The organism is Lentilactobacillus diolivorans DSM 14421 (assembly GCF_001434255.1).
Classification (GTDB): domain Bacteria; phylum Bacillota; class Bacilli; order Lactobacillales; family Lactobacillaceae; genus Lentilactobacillus; species Lentilactobacillus diolivorans.
The window spans coordinates 213,349-234,492 of the sequence record NZ_AZEY01000020.1; the positions used below are offsets into that span (position 1 = coordinate 213,349).

The window sequence follows — 21,144 nt, forward strand, 5'->3', positions numbered from 1 at the left end:
CATTACTCAGCTTTCGGAGTATCAGCAATTTCCTCAACTGCTCTTGCAAAGGCATCACAAGCCGCTTTACAAGCTGATTGGCTACCTGTTAATAAACCGCCACCGAAGTTGGTTTCCGAAGGTGGATCGTACAAAATGCCCATTTGGACATCCGCAGCTTTCATCGCAGCATCTAATGCATAGATTGACTCCAATGGCGGCGCAATGAGATAAGCAACCGCTCCTCCTTGGGGGACGCCAATCACTTTTGACAGATAACTACCAGTTCGAGAAATGGTGTGGGCAAAATAGACAATGCTATCATCGTCATTGGCACTAATAAAATGTGCCTCCTCCTCAATCACTCGAATACAAGTATCTAAACCACTACGAACTTCATCAGGGCTCGGGCCGCCAATGATACCGATCACTTCACCAGCCAGCTTTGTAGATGCATTTCCCGCCCCGGCATACATACTTTTGCCATAGACAACTTCAACATCTGCGGTCTTAGTCGCTTCATCCAGCGCCACATAGGTGACATCATCACAATCAGAAGTAATTAGTCCAAGACTTTTAATATGATTTGGCAATTCCAGTGACTTCGCCAGAGCTGGATCAATATTGGGAATCAGTCTGGTACTCAAAACATTTGATTTCATCCGATCATTTTTCAATTTACAAGTCCTCCTTTCTTCAAACCATGCGTTATTAGTTGCCGGCGTTTTCTGCAGCTTTTAAATCAATTCCTGACTTTTTAAGGCGAATCATCTTGTCAAGCAACTCAGCAATATAGGCCCCAGCTTCAACAGCGGGTAAGCCACCATCATGAATATTTGAGACAACCGTTCGATTTGCTTCTGGCATCCCAACTGTTGGTTTATAAGCAATATAGGCACTCATTGACTTAGCGGTCACTAACCCAGGCCGTTCACCCACCAGCATACAAACAACATCAGCATTCGTAATCTCACCAATTTGGTCTTCAGCACCAACCCTGGCATACTTAACGAAAATCACATCTTTCGTTTCAAAACTTAACCCGTAAACTTTCAATCCCTGCTGAATTGCCGGAATAATATCTTTTACGTTTGCTTCAATGGCCGCTGAACTTAACCCATCACCAACAATCATTTGAATCTTTGGACTCGGTGTGACACTTTGCTTGATTTTTTCGGCCATTTCATCCGAAAATTTTCGACCGTGATCCGGTCTGGTTAGATATTCGTCTTTGGACTGACAAGTTGTTTGAGTTTCCAAGAACCCCATTTCTTTTGGTAATTGTGGATCAACGTCGCTAAAAACAGCATCTTGAGCAGCTGCATGATCTGCCCTAAATCGAAGGACCGAGGCGGTTTTATAACGGCACCCTGCCCGCCACATTCCTAATCGGGCTGGTGTAAATGATTTAATTTTTAAATAGCCTTCCCGATCATGAGGGTGCGGAACTAGAAATTGTTTTCTTAGGTCGATTTTTGTAATGTCATCCAACACATCGCCAGAAATATCTTGTTGCGTCGCTTCTTTAGGTGCTGAGTCAGCGGTTTGGGGTCCAACATTATTTTTATCAGCTTCCTTAGTAGAAGTCATATCAGTTAAAATTGTTTCAATCATTGATTTAATATCTTGTTCGTTCATTTTTTATCACCTTCCCCTTAGTTTAGGAAAATCGAAGCGTCACCGGCTCGTTCTGTTAACTGACCATTGTGGCTAATGTCCATCTTCTCCATCCAATCCTCAAATTCTTTAATGGGATGATAGCCAAATATTTCACGAATGGTTGCAGTTTCTTGGAAACCTGTTGATTCGTAATTTAGCATCACATCATCAGCATGTGGCACACCCATAATGTAGTTACATCCAGCAGCACCAAGTAACACAGCCAGGTTTTCTGCATCATTTTGATCAGCTTTCATATGGTTGGTATAACAAACATCACAGCCCATTGAAATTCCCTGAAGTTTACCCATAAAATGATCTTCCAAACCAGCTCTAATAACCTGCTTAGAGTTATACAAATACTCCGGTCCAATAAAACCTACCACCGTGTTGACGATGTAGGGGTCAAACTTTTTGGCAAATCCATAGCAACGTGATTCCATCGTTAGTTCATCGGCACCAAAGTTGGCTTCAGCCGACAATTCTGAACCTTCACCAGTCTCAAAATACATGACATTTGGTCCGGCTGCTTGACCTTCATGAAGGGTGAGATCGTATGCTTCACTAATCATGTCTGCATTAATTCCAAATGCGGTATTTCCTTTTTCAGAACCGGCAATCGATTGGAAACATAGGCCAACCGGTGCACCACGTTTAATGGCTTCCATTTGGGTGGTGACATGGGCCAGAACTGAACACTGAGTTGGTACATCCCACTGCGCCCGGAAATCCTCAAACTTGTTGAGAATCTTGACGACGCTGTCAACTGAATCATCGTTGGGATTCAAGCCAATCACGGCGTCTCCAATTCCCATACTGAGCCCTTCCATAATGCCGGCCATGATACCGTCAATGTCATCTGTCGGATGATTAGTCTGTAATCTGGAAGAGAATGTGCCTGGACGACCAATCGTTGTATTTGCTGTCTTTTCAACAATGATTTTTTTTGCGGCTATGACCAAGTCCATGTTTGTCATCAATTTAGTAATTGCGGCAGCCATTTCTGATGTGATTCCTTGACGAATCCGTTTAATATCATAATCGGTGGTTGTGTCTGATAATACCCACTCACGGAGATCCGAAACAGTCCAATTTTTGATTTCGTTATAAATTCGCTTATTAACGCCATCAATAATGATTCGGGTAACCTCATCATCTTCATAAGGGACAACTGGATTATTGTAGATATCTTCCAGAGTAAGATTGCTCAAAACAACTTTTGCCGCAACTCGTTCAGTGGCATCTTCTGCCGCGACGCCTGCTAGTTCGTCCCCAGATTTCACTTCATTGGCTTTTGCCAAAACTTCTTTCACAGATCCAAAACGATATAACTTATCAAATAACTTTGTTTGCAAAATCATTCTGCTGCCTCCTCCATAATTTCAAAATCCTTTTTATCCAAAAACAAGTGTTTTAACAATCACTGGTAATACTTCGCCACCAGCCACCGGTTCACCAATATCGATATAGTCGCCGTTTTCCACTTTGACACTATCGATACAAACAAATGGGTACTTTGCCGGCAGTCTTGCAAAGATACTGTGCCCCAAGGCTTTCGCCATATCTTCATGAACCATAATGATCAGTGGCTCATGCTTGGTGATTAAAACAGTTGCGCCTTTGACGATTCCTGCCGCATAGCGTTGGATATCCGCAAAACTGGGGCTATGCTTCCCAACTAAAGCCAAAGCGACATTGTTTAACTCGTTTTGAACACGATACCAGTTAATTTTCTCGGAAATTTTAGCCGCTAAGTCATCCACATCAAGTGACTCGTCACTTTTTGCAATTTTTAAAATAGGTAAATTTCTTAACGGTAAGATCCCTTCTGTGTAGGCAATTGTGCTGCCGGTTACATCAGTCGTGTGGGAACCGGCTCCAACTACCGTCGCCCGAATTGTCTCAATGGAAGGATAAACATCTTTTTCTTTAAAAATTAACGAATGGCGGACTGCGTTGCCCAGCAGTAAGCCAATATCACCATATCTAAATTCATCATCCGGCAACGTTTCATTTAGACAGTCAGCAACACCGCCAGAAAATGTGACACCGTCAATTTGATTTTCTGGATTTAAACCATGATTTGTAATGAATAAATCAAAGTAGGGACTTTTTTGACCTAACCCGATACTATTTTCCAATATTTGGGTCAAGCAGTTAATTACCGGTTGAAGTTGCTGATCAGTAACTTGAGCTTCCTCATAAAGTTCATTTAGATGAAGTCGATCAATTAGTTCTTTGACCTTTGGTGCAATGTACGAAATTCGATGAGACTGAGGATCAATTTTAATTAATCGACCGCCGACATCAAAACACGCTGTATCAATCACATCTTCATCACTGAAAAGGCCCAAGTTACTGGTGCCACCACCGATATCCATATTGACAATGTTTTTTCGATTTTCTTTAGCCACAATATTGGTTCCAGCGCCTTTTGCTGCAATGATGCTTTCAAGATCCGGACCGGCAGTTGCTACGACAAAGTCACCAGCGTAGCCACTTAGCGCCTGAGTCACAATCTCCGAATTTTCTTTTCGAGCCGTTTCCCCAGTAATGATGACGGCCCCCATCTGAATATCACCTTTATTAACACCGGCCTTTTGATACTGCTCCGAGACAAAAGTTTTAATTGCATCGGCATCAATTTCGGTCTGCGTTTTTAAGGGTGTAAAAATAATATTACTTTTAAAGATCACTTCTTTTTTTGAAATATTAATTCTGGGAACTGAAAATGCTGAAGCAAAATTTTTAATCGTGAGTCTAGATAGAATCAACTGAGTTGTCGATGTTCCCAAATCAATTCCAACGCTTAAGATTTGATTGTCGTTCATACACCACCCCTTCTTTCAAAAAAATGGGACTCAAGATCAAACCCGTTTGCTTCCACATTAAAAACAACTTGTGAAAGAAAATGATTTGATCTTGAGCCCCATTGCTCCACACAACATCAATGTTGCGTTTGTTGATCAAACGAGAAACTTGTCACGGTTCCTCGACTTGATGATTTAATTTTTAAACGCCCTAATAGTTTATCAGACACATAACTACGAATAATCATTAATCCCAAGCTGCCAGACCGAGTTTGATCAAGGTCAAAGCCAACACCATTATCTTGAACCCGAATGGTGATAATGCCATTTTCAGCCTGTCCAATAATTGAAACCTGACTATCCTTTTGAATGCCATTTGGAAAAGCATGAGAAACGACATTTTGCAGTAATTCATTGATAATAATTGAAATTGTAACAATTTGATCATTATCAACCACAATTGTCGAATCAATATCCAATTTAATTTTCAGCTTCGTTGCTGAATCATTGAGTTGAACAAAATGAGATATCAACAATTGAATAGCTGCTTTCAAATTCGTTTCATCATCTAATTGTTTGGACATCAGTTCGTAAGTTGATGCAATTGCCATTATTCGGCTAACACTTTCATTTAAAGCTTTCTTGGCTTCTGGATTCTGAATACGCCGCTGTTGAATTCGCAGCAATGAAATAACCGATTGTAAATTATTCTTGACCCGATGATTGATCTCACGAATAGCAACTGACTTAGAAATAATTTCAGCTTCTTTCCGTTTAACATCGGTCTTATCTTGGATCAGGATAACTAACTGTCGGTTCTGCTTATTCCAAAACTTCCTTGATCTAAAAAAGTAATTTAAATAATTAAAGTTGCTGACAAGTGGCTGTTCATCATCCTGAACCTGCTTTATTTTACTGGAAACCTCAGCGAAATTCGATCCATCTAAAGACAAATTATCATAAGTAAGTCCAAAGATATTGCCGATATAGCCAACCTTTTGATATAACTCAATTGCAGTACGATTAGCCAAAACCAGATGTCCTGATTGGTCAAACCCAAGTACGGCATCTGCCAACTGATTTGTAACGGCTTTATCGAGTCGACCAAACAACTGGATCGTTGCTGAGACGTCATTGTACCGTGATTCTAAGTCGCGTCCCTGGAAATTATCGAGAACATCTTGAGAAACATCTGATTCCACTATTGTCACCCCAATCGTTCGATTATTGAAAGCAATTGGATAAATCCGTTGGCGAATTAACCGATGTTCCTGCGTCTCCGCCAGCAAATCCACAGACTTTAGCTTCGTTTCAAATGTATGAAAAACGCCAGGTTCATTTTCTCTCAAAGCATCCTTACCAACAACTTGCTGACGATATAGAGATCGCCCATTCTGAGGCAGTTTATGATAAACAACCACAGCCTGTCCATTAAACTGATTTTTAACATCAATAAAGACATCGTAGTCTTCGTAGTCGTCGACCTGTTCAATGCGTTTTGCTTCGAATATCAACTGCCTGATTTCATCTTCATCTAAATTTGTGTACTGCTTGCACAATTCTACCAGTCGTTTCATTAAGCATCAGTCACAATCAGTTTAGCAATATCAGTCATTGATCGCCGCTTCGACATGCTTAAATCTCTAAGCATTTTATAAGCTGCCCCTTCCGAAAGATGATTTTCATCCATCAACACACCTTTAGCCCGATCAACTACTTTTCGCTCTTCCAACTTGGTATACAATTTTTGTACTTTTTCATTTAATTCCTGAGAACGCTTACCATAAGCAAGTCCGACTTGTATCGTAGTGAGCAAAGATCTCTCTGAAAGCGGTTTCACTAAATACCCGACTGCACCAATTCTGCTGGCAGTTCTTGTATCTTCTTCATCGCTGTAAGCAGATAAATATATGATGGAATTTGCTAAATTATCTTCAAGGATCTTCTTACCAGCTTTTAAACCATCTAATAATGGCATTCTGATATCCATTATGACCAGATCAGGCTTTTGCTCCTGACAAAGCTCAATTGCTTCAAATCCATCGCTGCCCTCACCGGCAACCTCGTAGCCTGCCTGTTCAACGATATCGCGAATATCCATTCTTGTGATTGGTTCATCATCTACAATTACAATTCGTTCATTCATGGTCAAACACTCCCCTAGCGCCATGCTAATTCATTTAAGGTATCTTCTGTTAAATCACCCAAAAATAATGACAATAATCTGTTAGGCAGTCGTTCCCCGAATTGTAACAACCACCTAATTCTTCACCAATTAGTAATTTTACATATACGAAGTAATTATAATACGTTTAAATGAATGGCGTCAATCAGGAAAAGCTTAGATTCAAAATTTTGATCACATCTTCACAATTCGGCTTCCGTGGATTAGTCGCAGTTGTTCCATCTTTCAATGCAGCTCCCGCAATTTCTGCTTGAGTCTTATCAAACAGTGCTTCACTAATTCCATATTCCTTAAAGCTTGCAGGCATTTTGAGCTGCCTTCTTAACTGAATGATAGTGTTAATCAAACTTTTAACTGCCATCTTAGGATTAATCGCTTGAATCCCAATCAATCTCGCCAAGTTAGCATATTTCAAAGCGGCCAAATTTGGTTTACCAGTAATACCATCATCCATTTCTGCGTTGTAAGCAATAATGTGAGGCATCAAAATGGTATTCAAACGTCCATGAGGAATATGATATTGTGCCCCTGCTGCATGGGCAATCCCATGATTAAGTCCTAAATTAACCATGTTAAATGCCATTCCGGCAATGCATGAAGCATCATGCATTTTTTGACGGGCAACCATGTCTGCCCCATCCTTACTAACCTTCGGCAAATACTTGAAAACCATTTGAAATCCTTTTTCAGCAAGTGCATCTGAAAAATCATTCGCGTTAATCGAAACATATGCTTCAAGACAATGAGTTAAAACATCCATGCCGGTATCAACAGTAATATTCTGTGGTGCAGATTCAACTAACTTTGCATCCAACAACGCCACCTTAGGAAGAATTTCATCTGTTACTAATGGGTACTTAACTCCCTTTTCACTGTTTGTAATAACAGCAAAGTTAGTCACTTCAGAACCAGTACCACTTGTCGTTGGAATGGCAATTAAATCAAGATCTTTTTTATCTTTACCCAATTTTTTAGCAAAATATTTCATCGCTTTGGTCGCATCAATTGCAGACCCGCCACCAACTGATATAAGTAATGTTGGCTCAAACTTTTCCAAAGCTTTGATCCCCAATACAATTTTTGTAATCGGCGGGTCAGGCTGAATATCAGAAAAAATTTTAATCTCATTTTGGCTTTCCAAATGATCAGTAATCTTGGTAATGGCCCCCGATTCAACCATGAATGGATCTGTAACCAAGAAAATTTTTTGACCATTTAATTGATCAAGTCCATCAAGTGCTTGGTCACCGGTCCAAATTTGAGTCTTAAACTGTATTTTCTCCAAACATAAGACCTCCTTTGTAGTTAACTTTAATAAATAAAAAAATGAAGCTTTAAAGGGACTCAAAAAAGAGTTCCTTCAAAGCTTCATTGCTTTTATGTACGCCATTGTACAAATTAGTATTTTTCTATTTATGCCATAAATATAGCGCTTTCATTTGTGAATGTCAATACTTTTCAAATAAAAAAAGCCGCATCATTTTGCGGCTTCATCAGTAAACACCAATGTTTACACGCTTGTACGCCATTGTACAAGCGAAGAATGAATACAAAAACACCCTATCCATACCACGAGACAGAATGCGGTTCAGACATTTTACTAAAAAGATCTGACTAATAGCTTAAAAAGCTAATCACAGTGGCGGGACCGCATCGGACTTTCACCGATTTCCGTTTAGTAAATGTTTTTTTATTCAATTCAACACTTTTACAATATCATACTCATTTGTAGATGTCTATTTAGGAAACTAATTTATCTACGTTTACTTTTAATGACTTGTCTATTCACAATTTCAGCCAAAAATAGTTTTCATAAATTGATTGTTTCCTACCGGATTTTAAACCAGTTAGCTTAATGACTTATCTTCATTTTTCTCTTCCTCGATACCCCCAGTCGATTTCCCAGTAACAGCCAGATGATGTTTAGTATTTTTAACTTTATTACGTCTTGCCACCCACGCGGTTAACATGGGGGTCAGGATAGCTGTTACAACAACCGCCGCAGTAATTTGAGCAGTTGCCGTTGCTTCAATTGCCTTATAAGAAGCATCAACTGCTGAAAGCGCTGCGGGAGTTGCCATAGCAGCACCGGCCGTACTAGAAATTGCTGCTCCTGCAATTCCGGAGCCCCCGGTTAATCGATCAGCCCAAATCGTAATAACACCACCAACAAGTGTTACAACAATTCCTAATAATATTCCAGCTGCGCCACCAACAAATATTTGTTTAAAATTCATACTGCATCCAAGTGCAAAACCAACAACGACTATTGAAGCGTTCATCCCGTCATTCAAAATTTTCTTTACGGCTGGAAATAGGTTTGCAAGAATCATTCCGACTAACAACGGTAATATTGTGGCTAATAACGTGACAACCGAGAATGATGCGAGTCCAGAAGACGCCAAAGCAATCATGGTGACGTACGGGCCAACACTTAGAATCGTAATTCCTACAGCACCTTCGTCCACCTCATCACCAAAATCATGAACAATTCCAGCATACATTGCGTTATTTGCACCAGACATTGCTCCAATAATTGCCAAAGCACTCAGTCCTAAAAAATTGTTATTCAAAAACTTACCAACTAAAAGGCCAAGGATGATTGAAACAATAACCTTAGTAAGGATAATCGTCCCACCCCGCTTCGCAGCAGCCGGAGTCGATTTAAATGAGATGGTTCCCCCAATGACAAACAAAAACGCACCAACCAAAGCTCCAGATCCAGTTGCCAATGGTGTGGTAAAACCGCCGATCTTTAGTAAGCCCGGAAAAAAACTGTTAATGGTTGCCCCAATAAACATTGGGATAATAATATTCCCACCAGGAATTGAGAAATGCTTTTCCTTCAGCACCTGAGCCATAAATGTCCCTCCCTTAATTTAACCATCCATAACGACACCGCCATCAGCATCCCCAATTTCTCCGGTAATAAAGCTGGCGGCATCTGAAGCAAAGAATAAAATCATCTGTGCAATTTCCACCGGCTCCGCAGGACGACCCAATGGAATCATACTAATTACTTTTTCATTCTTCACAGGATCTTCAGAAAGAGATTTAGTCATTGAAGTATGGGTAAACGATGGTGCAACAGCATTCGCATAAATCCCATACTTTCCTCCTTCTTTTGCAATTGCTTTCGTAAAGCCGTTAACGCCGGCTTTAGATGATGCATATGCGACTGTTCCTAAAAGGCCGCCACCAATTTTACCAGCTACTGACGAAACATTAACAATCCGACCGCCACCATTTTCCTTAAAATGACGCCAAATAGCTTTAACAGTATTGAACGGTCCTGTCAAATTAATATTAATTGTTCGGTCCCATTCTTCAGGACTTAATTCATCAAATGATTTGGCACTTATTATCCCCGCAACATTAATCAAAACATCTACTTTTTCAAAATCATCTATGATTTGATTAAATACTTTGTTTACTTCATCACGATTAGATTGATCCATATGATAATATTTATCTTGGATCCCTAATTCCTTCAATGTTTTTGAACCAGCCTCATCATCGATATCTAATAGCGCAATAATCCCGCCGCCTTCATGGATTCCTTTGACAATCTCTTTTCCAATTCCTTTTGCCCCACCTGTAACAATTGCAACTTTACCGTCAAAATCGTAACGCATATTATCTTCACCCTTTCAGATTTTTCGATCTATTTGTGTAAGCGCTTCACAAATATAGATTATCATATTGTTTTAATTTTTGCTACATATTTCACAAAATATTTTAATTTAAAGTCTTATTATTCAATTTTTACGGGACTCATATTCCCGCGCAGACTAATGAATTACTCTAGTAATCTTTAATTCTCATAAAATTAAATCATTTGAATTTATTATAAAAATTGCTAACTGAGCACATAAAAAAGCTCCAGGATTTCATATTCCTGGAGCTACTGAACTAATTTTTAAAGTATAATTATCATTCCTTGGAATTAACTGCCAATTTATCTTTGGCAGTAAACAGGTGACGATATCTAATAGTGATTAATACTGCTAGTATGAATCCTATCAATGAAATAATAACATCAAAGAGAATGATATTAGCAAGATTTGCAACCATCATCCCTGTGATCAAAGGAATTGTGAATGAGGCAATTGAACCTGCTGTGTAGAAGGCACCAGTAATTGTTCCCTTCCCTTTTGGAAAGAAAGAAGACATTACAGTGAGACCCAGTTGCATAACACCACCAGCCGCCGAAAATCCAACAACAAAGGACATGATTGAGCACATCATTGGCGTAGGTATTAAGTACATTAGAAGCAACGAAATGAATGAAAGCAATGTATAAACACCTATAAATTGAATCTCTTTAACAGCACGTTTAGCTAAAGCAGCAGTAACCAGCACACAGACAATTGAACCAACACTATAATAACTAATAAGTGCATGAGCAGATGTCGATCCCATATTAGCAACTTTTTCGCCATATTCGCTTAACCATTGACTAACTAAATAGAATGTTGCTTGTGAAATATATCCGTAAAGAATGAATAACGTGCCATCTATCCAAAGATTCCCAGTTTTAATATTTGTTTGACCATTTGCTGACTTTTCTTCTTTAGCTTCTACAACATCTTGACCTGGACGAGGAAATTTTCCCATGCTAAGGACGAACAAAAAGTTAACGGCAAGAATTGCAATACAAAAGATAAATGACCAACCATACCAGATTTTGCTGGCAACCAAGAGACTGACAATTAATGGTAGTAGGAATTGTCCAGCTGAAATGAATGCCTTGATAATAACATTGGCTGTCCCTTTTTCTTTAGGAAACATTTCCATAAGTGCCGGATAAGTTCCGGAATCCAAAAACGAATTTGCCATCCCGGCTAAAATACCAAAAATATATGCAATCCAAATTGATGGACTCATAACAATTCCTGCAAAAAATAGTATATACGTAAATATTCCTAAAGCTACAAACGGTTTTCGACCAAATTTATCAGATAAAGCTCCTGAAACAAGTAAAACTAAAATTCGGCCAATTCCTAAAGACGAAATAACAACAGCAACGCCGCCAGTACCAGTTCCCCACTTATTTGCTAAAGCGGTCATATTTTGTGCCAAAATGATAACACCCATTCCATGGATAAAATAATTCATATACAGGCTTATCGCAGTGGGCATATATTTATTTTTCATGTGATCTCCTTCTTTATAAGCAATTTTCAAAATTAAATAAATTAACAAATAATTCTTTAAATGGCAATTTTGATAAAAAAATAGAAGTGCGAATTTTGCACCTCCATTCCAAATTCACGTAGATTAGCCTTCTGTTAATCGGAAACAAACTAATGCTACCTATTTTGATGTGATAACTTCACTAGAATTTGAGGTCTAATTCGATTCAAAAACGTTTCTAATGGTGAATCCAATATTAACGAAAATTATGATCAATCAAAATACCAAAAACAATGACGTGCGGGTTTGTAAAATGTTTCAGTAAATCCACAAATTGAACACCCGCTTTTGATTTCAGCCCATTATTAGTTGATTGCTTTTTTTTCGTCATTTCAATATTCATCCCATTCCCCAATAGGTATTTAAAATAAGAAGTTTTGAATCTAATTTACAAATTTTAGTTTTTTACTTTTGAGGGATCCTCACTAAATAGTAAATCGCGGATATAATCAACGGGCATATCTTCACCAGTCCAAAGCTTAAATGCTTCGGCACCTTGTTCTAGCATCATACCAAGACCGTTGAAAACATGATCAACTCCGGCTTCTTGGGCAACAGTCATTAATTTGGTTGTTCGTGGTGCATAGACTGTATCGTAAACAATCATGTCTTTATGGAACCATGAGGGATCACTGACCAACGTTTTGTCTTCTAGTGGCTTCATGCCAACCCCGGTTGCATCACAATAAATTCTAGAGTCAGCCAGTTCACGTTTAAAAGCATCTTGATCAGCTAAATCATATAAAGTTGCTTTACAATCAGTATTTTTATTAATGATATCAACATTGCGTTTAGCGTTTTCCCATTCAGCATCTCGAATATTAAATAATGACATTTCTTTAACACCATCAGTTGCAGCTTGAATTGCAACCGCTGTTCCAGCACCACCAGCACCGGAGATAGTCATTTTCTCACCAGTGATATCCAAATTTTCATCTTCAAGTGACTTCATAAATCCTGTCCCATCAGTCGTGTATCCCGTTAAGACACCGTTGTCATTTACAATTGTATTAACTGCCCCAACCATTTTGGCAACTGGATCTAATTTATCAAGCAGTGGGATTACCTTTTGCTTGTTCGGCATCGAAATATTTGAACCACGCATTCCTAATGATCGAATCGCTTGAATAGCATTAGGCAATTCTTTATTACCAACCTCAAATGCTAAGTATGCATAATTAAGCCCTAATTTAACAAACGAAGTATTGTGCATTGTTGGTGACATTGAATGACGAATTGGGTATGCCATTAATCCGATTAAAATTGTGTGTCCATCGATCCGGTCTGCAACGTTCTGATTGTCAGCCATAGTTGAAAACTTCCTTTCAAATCTTCTGTATTTGTTCAACTTTTCATAATCTATTATAGAGATGAAAACGGTTAAAAAACATAAACTAACGTACCTTTATTAATAGATGCTCTCTATGAGTATTATCAATCACCAAGATATTTAGTTATTGATAATTAGATGTTTAATAAATGTAATTCTTAATTTTCGTGCAATGTAAACGCTGACTATTTTCAACATCAAAAAAATTTTCTCGAACTTTAATCGACCCTAAATTACTTATCAACGATATTCTACTTGACAAACAAATCAATCTGATTAACTTGTTTGTGATTTTTCAAACACCGATATGAGAAGGAGTTAGCAGTTAAAGATATTCTGCTACTAGTTTCTTCTTCGAACACTTATTTTTAAATTCTGAAGGCCTATACTTTGCCTCGTCTAATTAAAATGAATGCTATACTAAAGAAAAATCAAGGATTCGAGGGCGTCAATATGATGATAAATCAAAACATTGCAGGGCTCCCAAGCTGGGATCAAACAATTGCTATGACTTTACAAGTAATCAGCGAAAGGGACTTATGGAAAAGAAATGATTTAAGAAAAGTCGTAGCAGATCAATTTAATCTTCCCGAAAAAACTCGGAATCGCACTTATCCAAATAATCCCGATGTTCCAATCGTTGAAAGCCGCATTGGCTGGACACTTAGCGATTTAGCCATTGGTGGATTAATTACTCGACCTCACCGCGGTGTTTATCAAATCACCGACCTTGGTAGTCAGATGCTCTCAAAATATGGAAAACATTTAACGAGAAATGAGGTTTATCAATTACCTTTATTTCAGGAGCATCAAAGAGAAGTTGAGGAACGACGATCCCGAAAAGCAACTATGTCGCAAGCGTCAGAAAACACGACAAATGACCCAGAGGATATTTTTAATTTGCTTGCTCAAAAAACAAAAGATTATAATATTGAAGTGACAACCAAACTACGCCAACAGATTATTGATAGTGACCCAGTCTTTTTTGAACACTTAGTCGTTAAATTACTTTCAAAAATGGGATACAAGGGCCCTAATGGTAGTGCCACTGTGACACCAATTAGTAACGATGGCGGCATCGATGGCATTATTAACCAAGATCCGCTTGGAACAAGTACCGTTTATCTGCAAGCCAAACGCTATTCAAAAGACAACACCGTACAACGACCTCAAATTCAATCCTTCTATGGTGCTCTTCAGGGTAAAGGCGCTCAACGAGGCGTGTTTATCACAACTTCCCGCTTTTCTCCATCAGCTGCAGATTATGCCAGACGCTTTTCAATTGTTCTAATTGACGGTCTTACTCTTACTGATCTCATGCTTGAATACGAAGTGGGTGTTCAGGTTAAGCACGACTATAAGTTATATGAAATTGATGATGACTTCTTTAATCTTGACTAGCACTGAAACTTCACTAAATCAATTCGTTCTGATTATCAAACTCGTAGTATAATCAACCTCAATAGCATCATTGATAACCATTTAAAAGGAAGATTACATATGAAGATTCAAGAAGGATACATGCCATTTCACGGATACAAAACATACTATCGAATTGTTGGTGAGCCAAGTAAAGACAAAGCCCCACTCTTACTTATTCACGGTGGCCCCGGATCTTCGCACAACTATTTCGAATTAATCGATGACTACGCAAACACTGGTCGCCAGCTCATTATGTATGACCAAGTTGGCTGTGGTAAATCATCCATTCCAGATGACGAATCCGTTTATGTCAAAGAAACTTGGGCAGAAGAACTCATCGCATTACGAAAGTATCTTCACCTAAATGAAATCCATATGCTTGGTCAATCCTGGGGCGGCATGCTGGAAATGTACTACTTAACCAGCTTTGATCCTCAGGGGATTAAGAGTGTCATGATTGATGGTTCCCCTGCCTCAATTAAATTATGGATCCAAGAACAACACCGGTTGATTAAATATCTGAGTTATGAAGATCGTCAGGCCATTGCCGAAGCTGAAAAAACGGGTGATTTCACCGGCCCCAAATATTTAGCCGCTAATGACCGCTATATGGAACGTTATTGCTGGGATGACCCGGATGAAAATTCGCCAGAACCTTTAAGACGACCGACTAATGGAAAAAAAGCCAGTCTAATCGCTGAAGGGCCCAACGAATTTACCGAAAACGGGACAATTAGTGATTTTGACGTCACCGATCAGCTTAAAAATGTCCACGTCCCCGTTTTGGTCACCAGCGGGACTGATGACCTGTGCACCCCTTTAATTGCCAAATCAGTCTATGATCATATTCCAGGTGCTAAATGGCACTTGTTTGCCAATAGTCGACACTTGGCACTGTTGGATCAGCACGACGAATTTATTAATGTGTTAGATAACTGGCTAAGCCAAAATGACTAGTTGAACAAAAAACGATCATTAATGTCTTTGAGGTATACCTCACTTTAAATAGACATTAGTGATCGTTTTTCTTATTATCAATTATTTTTTAATTAGCTTTATGAAACACTGACCGATTTCTCCTCAACCTCTGAAGCTGCAATGTACTTCATAAAGTTGTCAAAACACTGTTTCAAGAAATCTTCACTGCCTGCATCAACCAAATTGTCATTTTCATCAAACTGGTTGGCAGCCTGTGGCAACATAAATTCGTTTCCTGGCATAATACTTGCATCTACTCCAGGAGCATCTAAAATCTGACGTAAGTTCATCTGAGCTCGAACGGTTCCCTGAATCCCCAATGACGTCCCAACAATCATAACTGGTTTATCCTTAAATGGATGTTCAGCACATGATAACCATTCAATCGTGCTCTTCAGCGCAGCAGGAATCGCATGGTCGTACTCCGGAACCGCAATGACAACGCCGTCTGATTCTTCAATTGTATTTGCAAGTTCCTTGACAGCCAATGGTTCATCATTCATCAGATCTTCATTAAACAACGGAATGTCTTTGATTTCATGAATTTCAAAATCAGCTTCTGAATCAAACAAATTCTTCATTGCGTTTAACAAGCGACGATTATATGACTTCGAAGCATTAGTGCCAACAATGGCGGTAATCTTCTTATCATCAGACTCTTCAACCTTATGCTGATTAGCGTTTTGCGTAGCCGAGGCACCAGCAACGTATCCGGATGAGATCCCCCATGTATTCATCATACTTGGCATCGAATCATGACCATTGGCACCACCAACAACCTCACCAGCACCAAAATAGTTGGCAACGGGTTGGTTTTGCTTGTCAATCAGTTCAAGATTCTTAGGATCAGCGGAATACCCACCCAAGGTTGTCGCAAATCGGGCACATTGTTCAATCAAATAGTAAGTGTGACCTTCATATTCGTGCAAATATTGTTTATCACGGCCGAATTCGGGGTCCTTACCATCCTTAGCAAAGTTTTGATAATTATCAACGGTTCTTTCGAGATTGGTAACATTGATCCCAGCTTTTTTAGCAACGTCGTCTAATGATCCTTTAACAAATACGGGCCGGTTATCTTGATCCTCAAAGAACTTTTTGATTTCATTTTCCGTGAAATCATGTAAAACAAGCAGTTGATAGACTTCTTTCCAAGTCCGTTCATCCATCAACAAGTATGCAATTTTATCAGATTGGTTAAGAATGGCATCCCTAAAGGTTGTATAAACATCCGATTCATTAACAATTCGTTTCCCATCTGAGTTAACGTAAATGGATCCCATATCGGTTGCCTTTTTAGACGCATACGTGGTTAATTTAGCAATTCCCGGTTCAACTTGAACCCCATGTGGATAGACTTTGTACCAATCCAGGTTGTGAGTCTTTAAATTCAGATCTTCATTAAAGACATAAGCATCCCCGGTCGACGTCATTGGACCGTAGTAATCAATCCCCTTGCTTTCAGGACCACGCATCTGTTTATTGGCACCATAGCCACCAGCGGCTAGAACGAGTGAAGCTGCTTTGATCTTAACCGTTTCGTTATCAGCTTCAGCAGTTAATCCATTAACTCGCCCCTTGCTATCAAAGGTTAATCCTTCAACTCGGGTGCCAAGAAGGATTTTACCGCCCTTGGCCTCAAACGCTTTAGAAACTTTTTGAATGAATTCATAAGAGCTGGCTGTTGGTAATTCAATTTGACGTTCAACTGAATGTTCCGGAGTTTGGGTTTGCGCTTTCTGATAGTCCAAGCCAGCAAATTCACTGATAAAATCAATAGCCGGACCAATATTGTGAGCCATTAAATGCGTTAATTGCGGCAAATTAGTGTGCTTGCATTCAACTGCAACATCGTTAGCAAGTCGTTCTGGTGAATCCTGCTGATCAATTTGTTTGCCAAAAATTCGTTCAGCAACTTTTGAGCCGGTTCCGGTCACGTTGGAACCATTTAAAATAGTAGCGCCACCCAAATACCCATTCTTTTCAACTAACACTACTTTCTGGCCGAGGGAAAGGGCGCGACAAGCGGCGACCAAGCCAGCTTCGCCACCACCAATTACCGCAACGTCCGTCCTGATGCGAGTCGTCTGGTGTTTCGCGTTTTTCTTAGCTACTGGTGTAAGCTGAACATTTTCGTTTTTAACTGCTTTCTTGGCAGAATCTAAAATTGCTTGGGTCATCACTGTCGCACCACTTACTGCATCGACATCAAATGACTGCTGAGAAATAATATTTTGTTTTAATTTATCAATCACTTGGTTGAAAATTCCAGAGGTTTCAGAATGTTTCAAGATCTTTAAATCCTCAACCTTATTGTCATCGACGTCAACTTCATAATTAATAATGCCATTATGGCCCATTGCCTGACCTTTAATTTGCTTTTCTGTATGACTCATATCCATACACTCCTTCTCTCTGCTTTTCCAACCCATTTGTTGTGATTAATTCATTATTTTGATTAACAAAAATTGCTTCGACATTTGGCAGCTGATCAACCAATTGTTTGCCCCGCTGACTACCGCGGAAAAAACAAACTGTTGACAAGACCTCAGCCAATTCAGAATTATCCGTAATGATTGTGACTTGAACCACATCACTTTTTTCTGGATATCCCGTTTGAGGGTTTAAAATATGATGGTAGATGTGATTACCAATTTTGAAATATCGTTCTCGAATTCCTGAAGTCACAAACGTTTTTGCAGTTGTATGAACGACAGCCAATGACCGACCATCTTCATATCGTGGGTCACGAATCCCAATCCCCCATAAACTATTAGCTGCTAGCGGATTTTGGCCAAGAACTTGAACGTTGCCACCCAAATTGATAATGCCACTCGTAACACCATGATTCGCCAATCGATGAATAATTTGATCGGCAAAGTATCCTTTTGCAATTGCGCCCAAATCTAGCTGCATTCCTTTTTTAGTTAAATAAACGGTTCGTTGCTTCTGATTTAATCGAACTTCATCTAGATGAATCAATTTCAAATCGTGATCAATTTCATCCTGACTTGGAATTTGATGACCGCCGAAGCCGATTTTCCAAGTTTTCACCAAGGGACCAATCAAAACATTAAAGCTGTCTGAATATTCCTTGGAATATGCTACAGCATCCGTAATAAGTCCAAAACATTTCTTAGAAACCTTTACCGACTGTTTGCCGGCATTTTGATTAATCTTTGCCAAGACTGAATCAGGACGATTTGCGGAAAATACCTGATCCATTTGTTGGAGATAATCGTAAACATCAAAGACAGCCGAATCATTCTTTTCAAATAGTGTTAAAGAGATAATTGTCCCCATCATTGGAAATTGTGAGATATACTTTTTATGTTTAGTTGCGTTTGACATCAACGATCATCTCCTAGTCACCACGATCTATCATTAACCAAGTTTTAAATCATTCAAATCATGACGCAAATCATCTAATGAAATTTGTCCAGGGGCCGAAACAGCTCCAACCGCACCAAATGTTAAGCATGAGCCAAAGACTTCACCAGAAATTCTTGAAACCTTTCCCAAATCTCCCATCGACATCGTGATAATCGGTTGTGCCAGTAACGAACTTGCCCGGTTAGTCGCATTTAAAAGTGTTAAAACATCCGCCGCGCTTTGCGGCATAACGGCCATTTTCGCTATGTCAGCTCCAAGCTCGGTCATGCTGGTCAAACGACTGACAATATCATCTTCACTTGGCGTTTTATCAAAATCGTGATTACTCATAATTACAGCAACATTATTTGCATGGGCTTTGTCAACTGTGGCCTTTACCTGATCTTCATCATGAAAACGTTCAACATCTAAAGCGTCTGTATAGTCACCATTGATCACATCGGCACAGATTTTAAAATATGCCCGATCATCGAGTGACAATTCGCCACCCTCACCTTTTGTTCTAAATGTGGTAAGAAGTGCAAGGTCCCCGAGAACTTGACGGAGTTGGGTACCAGTGTCGGTAAGCTGATCCGGGTTAGTGACTCCCTCAAAGAAATCAATTCGCCATTCGACAACGTCCGGTTGCTTTTCAGCAATTGTTTTTGCTTGATCAATAATGTCGCTTTGGGTTTTACCAGTAATCGGAACCGCAATTTTGGGTCGTCCACTACCAAGTGTGAGTTTTCTTAAGTTAACAGTTTTACTTGTCACGATAACGTTCCCCTTTCAACTTTTAAGGCCAAAATCTTCTTTTTTATAAACGCTTACATTAGCCAACTTGTTACTCAATTCACTTGAAATCTTATCATCATCACGTATCATAATAAATAACAATACTTTGATTAATTAATAGATAATGTCTATTAGTTAGGAAGGAACCCATTTATGAATTTACGACATTTAATTTTCTTTCGCGAATTAGCCCACACACAACACATGGCCAGGGCCGCCGAAAATCTCGGTATTTCGCAGCCTTCCTTAAGTTATGCAATTAAAAAGCTTGAATCAGAATTAGGCGTTCCACTCTTCGAACCAGAAGGCCGCAACATTCGATTAACGCCGCTGGGCAAAGTTTATTTAAAGTACATTAATGAAAGTTTAGACATGCTGAGTGATGGTAATACCCTCATTAAAGAATTAATTAATCCGAATGAGGGCCACGTCAATCTCGGCTTCACCTATACCTTGGGTCAGCGATTAGTTCCTGAATTACTCACGGAATTTAAAAAGAATCCAGATAATGAAAAAATTTCATTCACGTTGGGTCAAAGTTACTCGGCTCATCTCCTGCAAGACTTGAATACTGAAAAATACGACATTGTCTTAAGCTCTCACGTGGATAAGTTAGGCGATCAGGATGCAGATCGACTTTTTAAATTTTATCCAATTGTCCAACAGGAAATTAAACTTGCAGTACCAGCTGGCCATCCCCTTGCCAAGAAGGAACACGTGGTATTAGCAGATCTCGGTAAGTATCCAATGATTATTTTTTCACAAAATAGTGGCTTAAGACCTCTGATAGATAAAATCTTGGCACAAGAAGATGTTAGGCCGGAGATTACGTATCAAATCGAAGAAGATCATACTATTGCCGGATTTGTGAAATATGGAATGGGAATCGCATTAATCCCCAACCTCCCGCAACTGGACACGAAAAAGGTGGTTTTAAGAACAATTGAGAATAATGCCTTAAAACATGAATTGTTCTTGGCAATTAAGCGGGATCATTTTCTAACCCCGTCAGTGCAAAGATTTGAGCGTTTTGTTCGGGAGTACTGTCAAAAGCAGTTTACGGAGAAGGGAGTGTTTATTTAGAAAGAGTGCGAAATGAGACGCTTTGATCCCGGCCGTATAAGGGTCCCTGGTAAATATTCCTGAATTTGGAATGTTTACCAGGGACCCTTATACGGCCGGGATCAGTCTCATTTCGCACGTTTCAGCTATATAGCAATAACGCAGAAATATTACTGGCCTTAGAATATTTAGTTAAGTCAGTTATACGGCCAGGATCTGCTGGGACTCACACGTTTTGGCCATATAGCAATAACACAGGAATACTCTCAAATTCGGAATATTCAGTTGACTAGCTTATATAGCTCAAGCCCCCTCTTGAGCGTCCATTTTGATCAAGAAGTCACACCATAGTTGCT

The 21,144-nt window shown here is 39.3% G+C and carries 18 protein-coding genes and 1 riboswitch; of the genes, 3 read left to right on the forward strand and 15 right to left on the reverse strand.

From position 1 onward, the window contains the following. Positions 1–2: 2 nt before the first annotated feature. The 12 genes from eutL to FC85_RS02445 form a co-directional block, all read right to left on the reverse strand. Positions 3–656 carry an ethanolamine utilization microcompartment protein EutL gene (eutL, locus tag FC85_RS02395; protein WP_057863966.1) on the reverse strand — a complete coding sequence of 218 codons (654 nt, stop codon included), beginning with the start codon at positions 654–656 and terminating at the stop codon, positions 3–5. A gap of 34 nt (positions 657–690) precedes the next feature. Next, on the reverse strand, positions 691–1,617 hold the full coding sequence (gene eutC / locus FC85_RS02400) for an ethanolamine ammonia-lyase subunit EutC (RefSeq protein WP_057863967.1): 927 nt from the start codon (positions 1,615–1,617) through the stop codon (positions 691–693). A gap of 17 nt (positions 1,618–1,634) precedes the next feature. Then, positions 1,635–2,999, reverse strand: a complete 1,365-nt coding sequence (locus FC85_RS02405) for an ethanolamine ammonia-lyase subunit EutB (protein WP_057863968.1) — start codon at positions 2,997–2,999, stop codon at positions 1,635–1,637. Between the two features lie 33 nt (positions 3,000–3,032). Continuing rightward, positions 3,033–4,469 (reverse strand): ethanolamine ammonia-lyase reactivating factor EutA, encoded by a 1,437-nt coding sequence (gene eutA / locus FC85_RS02410; RefSeq protein WP_057863969.1) that lies wholly within the window; start codon positions 4,467–4,469, stop codon positions 3,033–3,035. A gap of 116 nt (positions 4,470–4,585) precedes the next feature. Further along, the gene (locus FC85_RS02415; RefSeq protein ID WP_057863970.1) at positions 4,586–6,025 is read right to left on the reverse strand and encodes a sensor histidine kinase; all 1,440 of its coding nucleotides are present in this window, start codon (positions 6,023–6,025) and stop codon (positions 4,586–4,588) included. After that, positions 6,025–6,594 carry an ANTAR domain-containing response regulator gene (locus tag FC85_RS02420; RefSeq protein ID WP_057863971.1) on the reverse strand — a complete coding sequence of 190 codons (570 nt, stop codon included), beginning with the start codon at positions 6,592–6,594 and terminating at the stop codon, positions 6,025–6,027. The genes FC85_RS02415 and FC85_RS02420 overlap by 1 nt, the downstream gene beginning before the upstream one ends. 184 nt (positions 6,595–6,778) lie before the next feature. Beyond that, entirely contained in the window at positions 6,779–7,918 is a 1,140-nt protein-coding gene (locus FC85_RS02425; protein ID WP_057863972.1) for a 1-propanol dehydrogenase PduQ, read from the reverse strand. 267 nt (positions 7,919–8,185) lie between these two features. Next, positions 8,186–8,333: riboswitch (adenosylcobalamin (AdoCbl) riboswitch) on the reverse strand. Between the two features lie 147 nt (positions 8,334–8,480). Then, positions 8,481–9,494, reverse strand: a complete 1,014-nt coding sequence (locus FC85_RS02430; RefSeq protein ID WP_083484881.1) for a 2-keto-3-deoxygluconate permease — start codon at positions 9,492–9,494, stop codon at positions 8,481–8,483. An 18-nt stretch (positions 9,495–9,512) separates the two neighbouring features. Further along, on the reverse strand, positions 9,513–10,268 hold the full coding sequence (locus tag FC85_RS02435) for an SDR family NAD(P)-dependent oxidoreductase (RefSeq protein WP_057863973.1): 756 nt from the start codon (positions 10,266–10,268) through the stop codon (positions 9,513–9,515). A gap of 298 nt (positions 10,269–10,566) precedes the next feature. Continuing rightward, on the reverse strand, positions 10,567–11,790 hold the full coding sequence (locus FC85_RS02440; protein ID WP_057863974.1) for an MFS transporter: 1,224 nt from the start codon (positions 11,788–11,790) through the stop codon (positions 10,567–10,569). 235 nt (positions 11,791–12,025) lie between these two features. Beyond that, entirely contained in the window at positions 12,026–12,160 is a 135-nt protein-coding gene (locus FC85_RS16170) for a hypothetical protein (RefSeq protein ID WP_263862663.1), read from the reverse strand. A gap of 66 nt (positions 12,161–12,226) precedes the next feature. Beyond that, entirely contained in the window at positions 12,227–13,138 is a 912-nt protein-coding gene (locus FC85_RS02445; protein ID WP_057863975.1) for a shikimate dehydrogenase, read from the reverse strand. A 474-nt stretch (positions 13,139–13,612) separates the two neighbouring features. Between FC85_RS02445 and FC85_RS02450 the strand changes: the two genes are divergently transcribed. Both FC85_RS02450 and pepI read left to right on the forward strand, forming a co-directional pair. Continuing rightward, positions 13,613–14,560 (forward strand): restriction endonuclease, encoded by a 948-nt coding sequence (locus FC85_RS02450; protein WP_057863976.1) that lies wholly within the window; start codon positions 13,613–13,615, stop codon positions 14,558–14,560. Between the two features lie 99 nt (positions 14,561–14,659). Beyond that, positions 14,660–15,538, forward strand: coding sequence for a proline iminopeptidase (pepI, locus tag FC85_RS02455; protein WP_057863977.1), 879 nt, complete (start codon positions 14,660–14,662; stop codon positions 15,536–15,538). Between the two features lie 98 nt (positions 15,539–15,636). On the opposite strand, the gene FC85_RS02460 is transcribed toward pepI, so the two are convergent. Genes FC85_RS02460 through aroD form a run of 3 tightly spaced genes read right to left on the reverse strand, consistent with a single transcriptional unit; the run spans position 15,637 to position 19,705 of the window. After that, entirely contained in the window at positions 15,637–17,955 is a 2,319-nt protein-coding gene (locus FC85_RS02460; RefSeq protein WP_057863978.1) for an FAD-dependent oxidoreductase, read from the reverse strand. Beyond that, on the reverse strand, positions 17,930–18,910 hold the full coding sequence (locus FC85_RS02465) for an FAD:protein FMN transferase (RefSeq protein ID WP_057863979.1): 981 nt from the start codon (positions 18,908–18,910) through the stop codon (positions 17,930–17,932). The genes FC85_RS02460 and FC85_RS02465 overlap by 26 nt, the downstream gene beginning before the upstream one ends. Positions 18,911–18,943: 33 nt before the next feature. Continuing rightward, positions 18,944–19,705 (reverse strand): type I 3-dehydroquinate dehydratase, encoded by a 762-nt coding sequence (aroD, locus tag FC85_RS02470; protein ID WP_057863980.1) that lies wholly within the window; start codon positions 19,703–19,705, stop codon positions 18,944–18,946. Between the two features lie 174 nt (positions 19,706–19,879). Here aroD and FC85_RS02475 point away from each other — a divergent pair, with 174 nt between their 5' ends. After that, entirely contained in the window at positions 19,880–20,809 is a 930-nt protein-coding gene (locus FC85_RS02475) for a LysR family transcriptional regulator (protein ID WP_057863981.1), read from the forward strand. Positions 20,810–21,144: the final 335 nt, after the last annotated feature.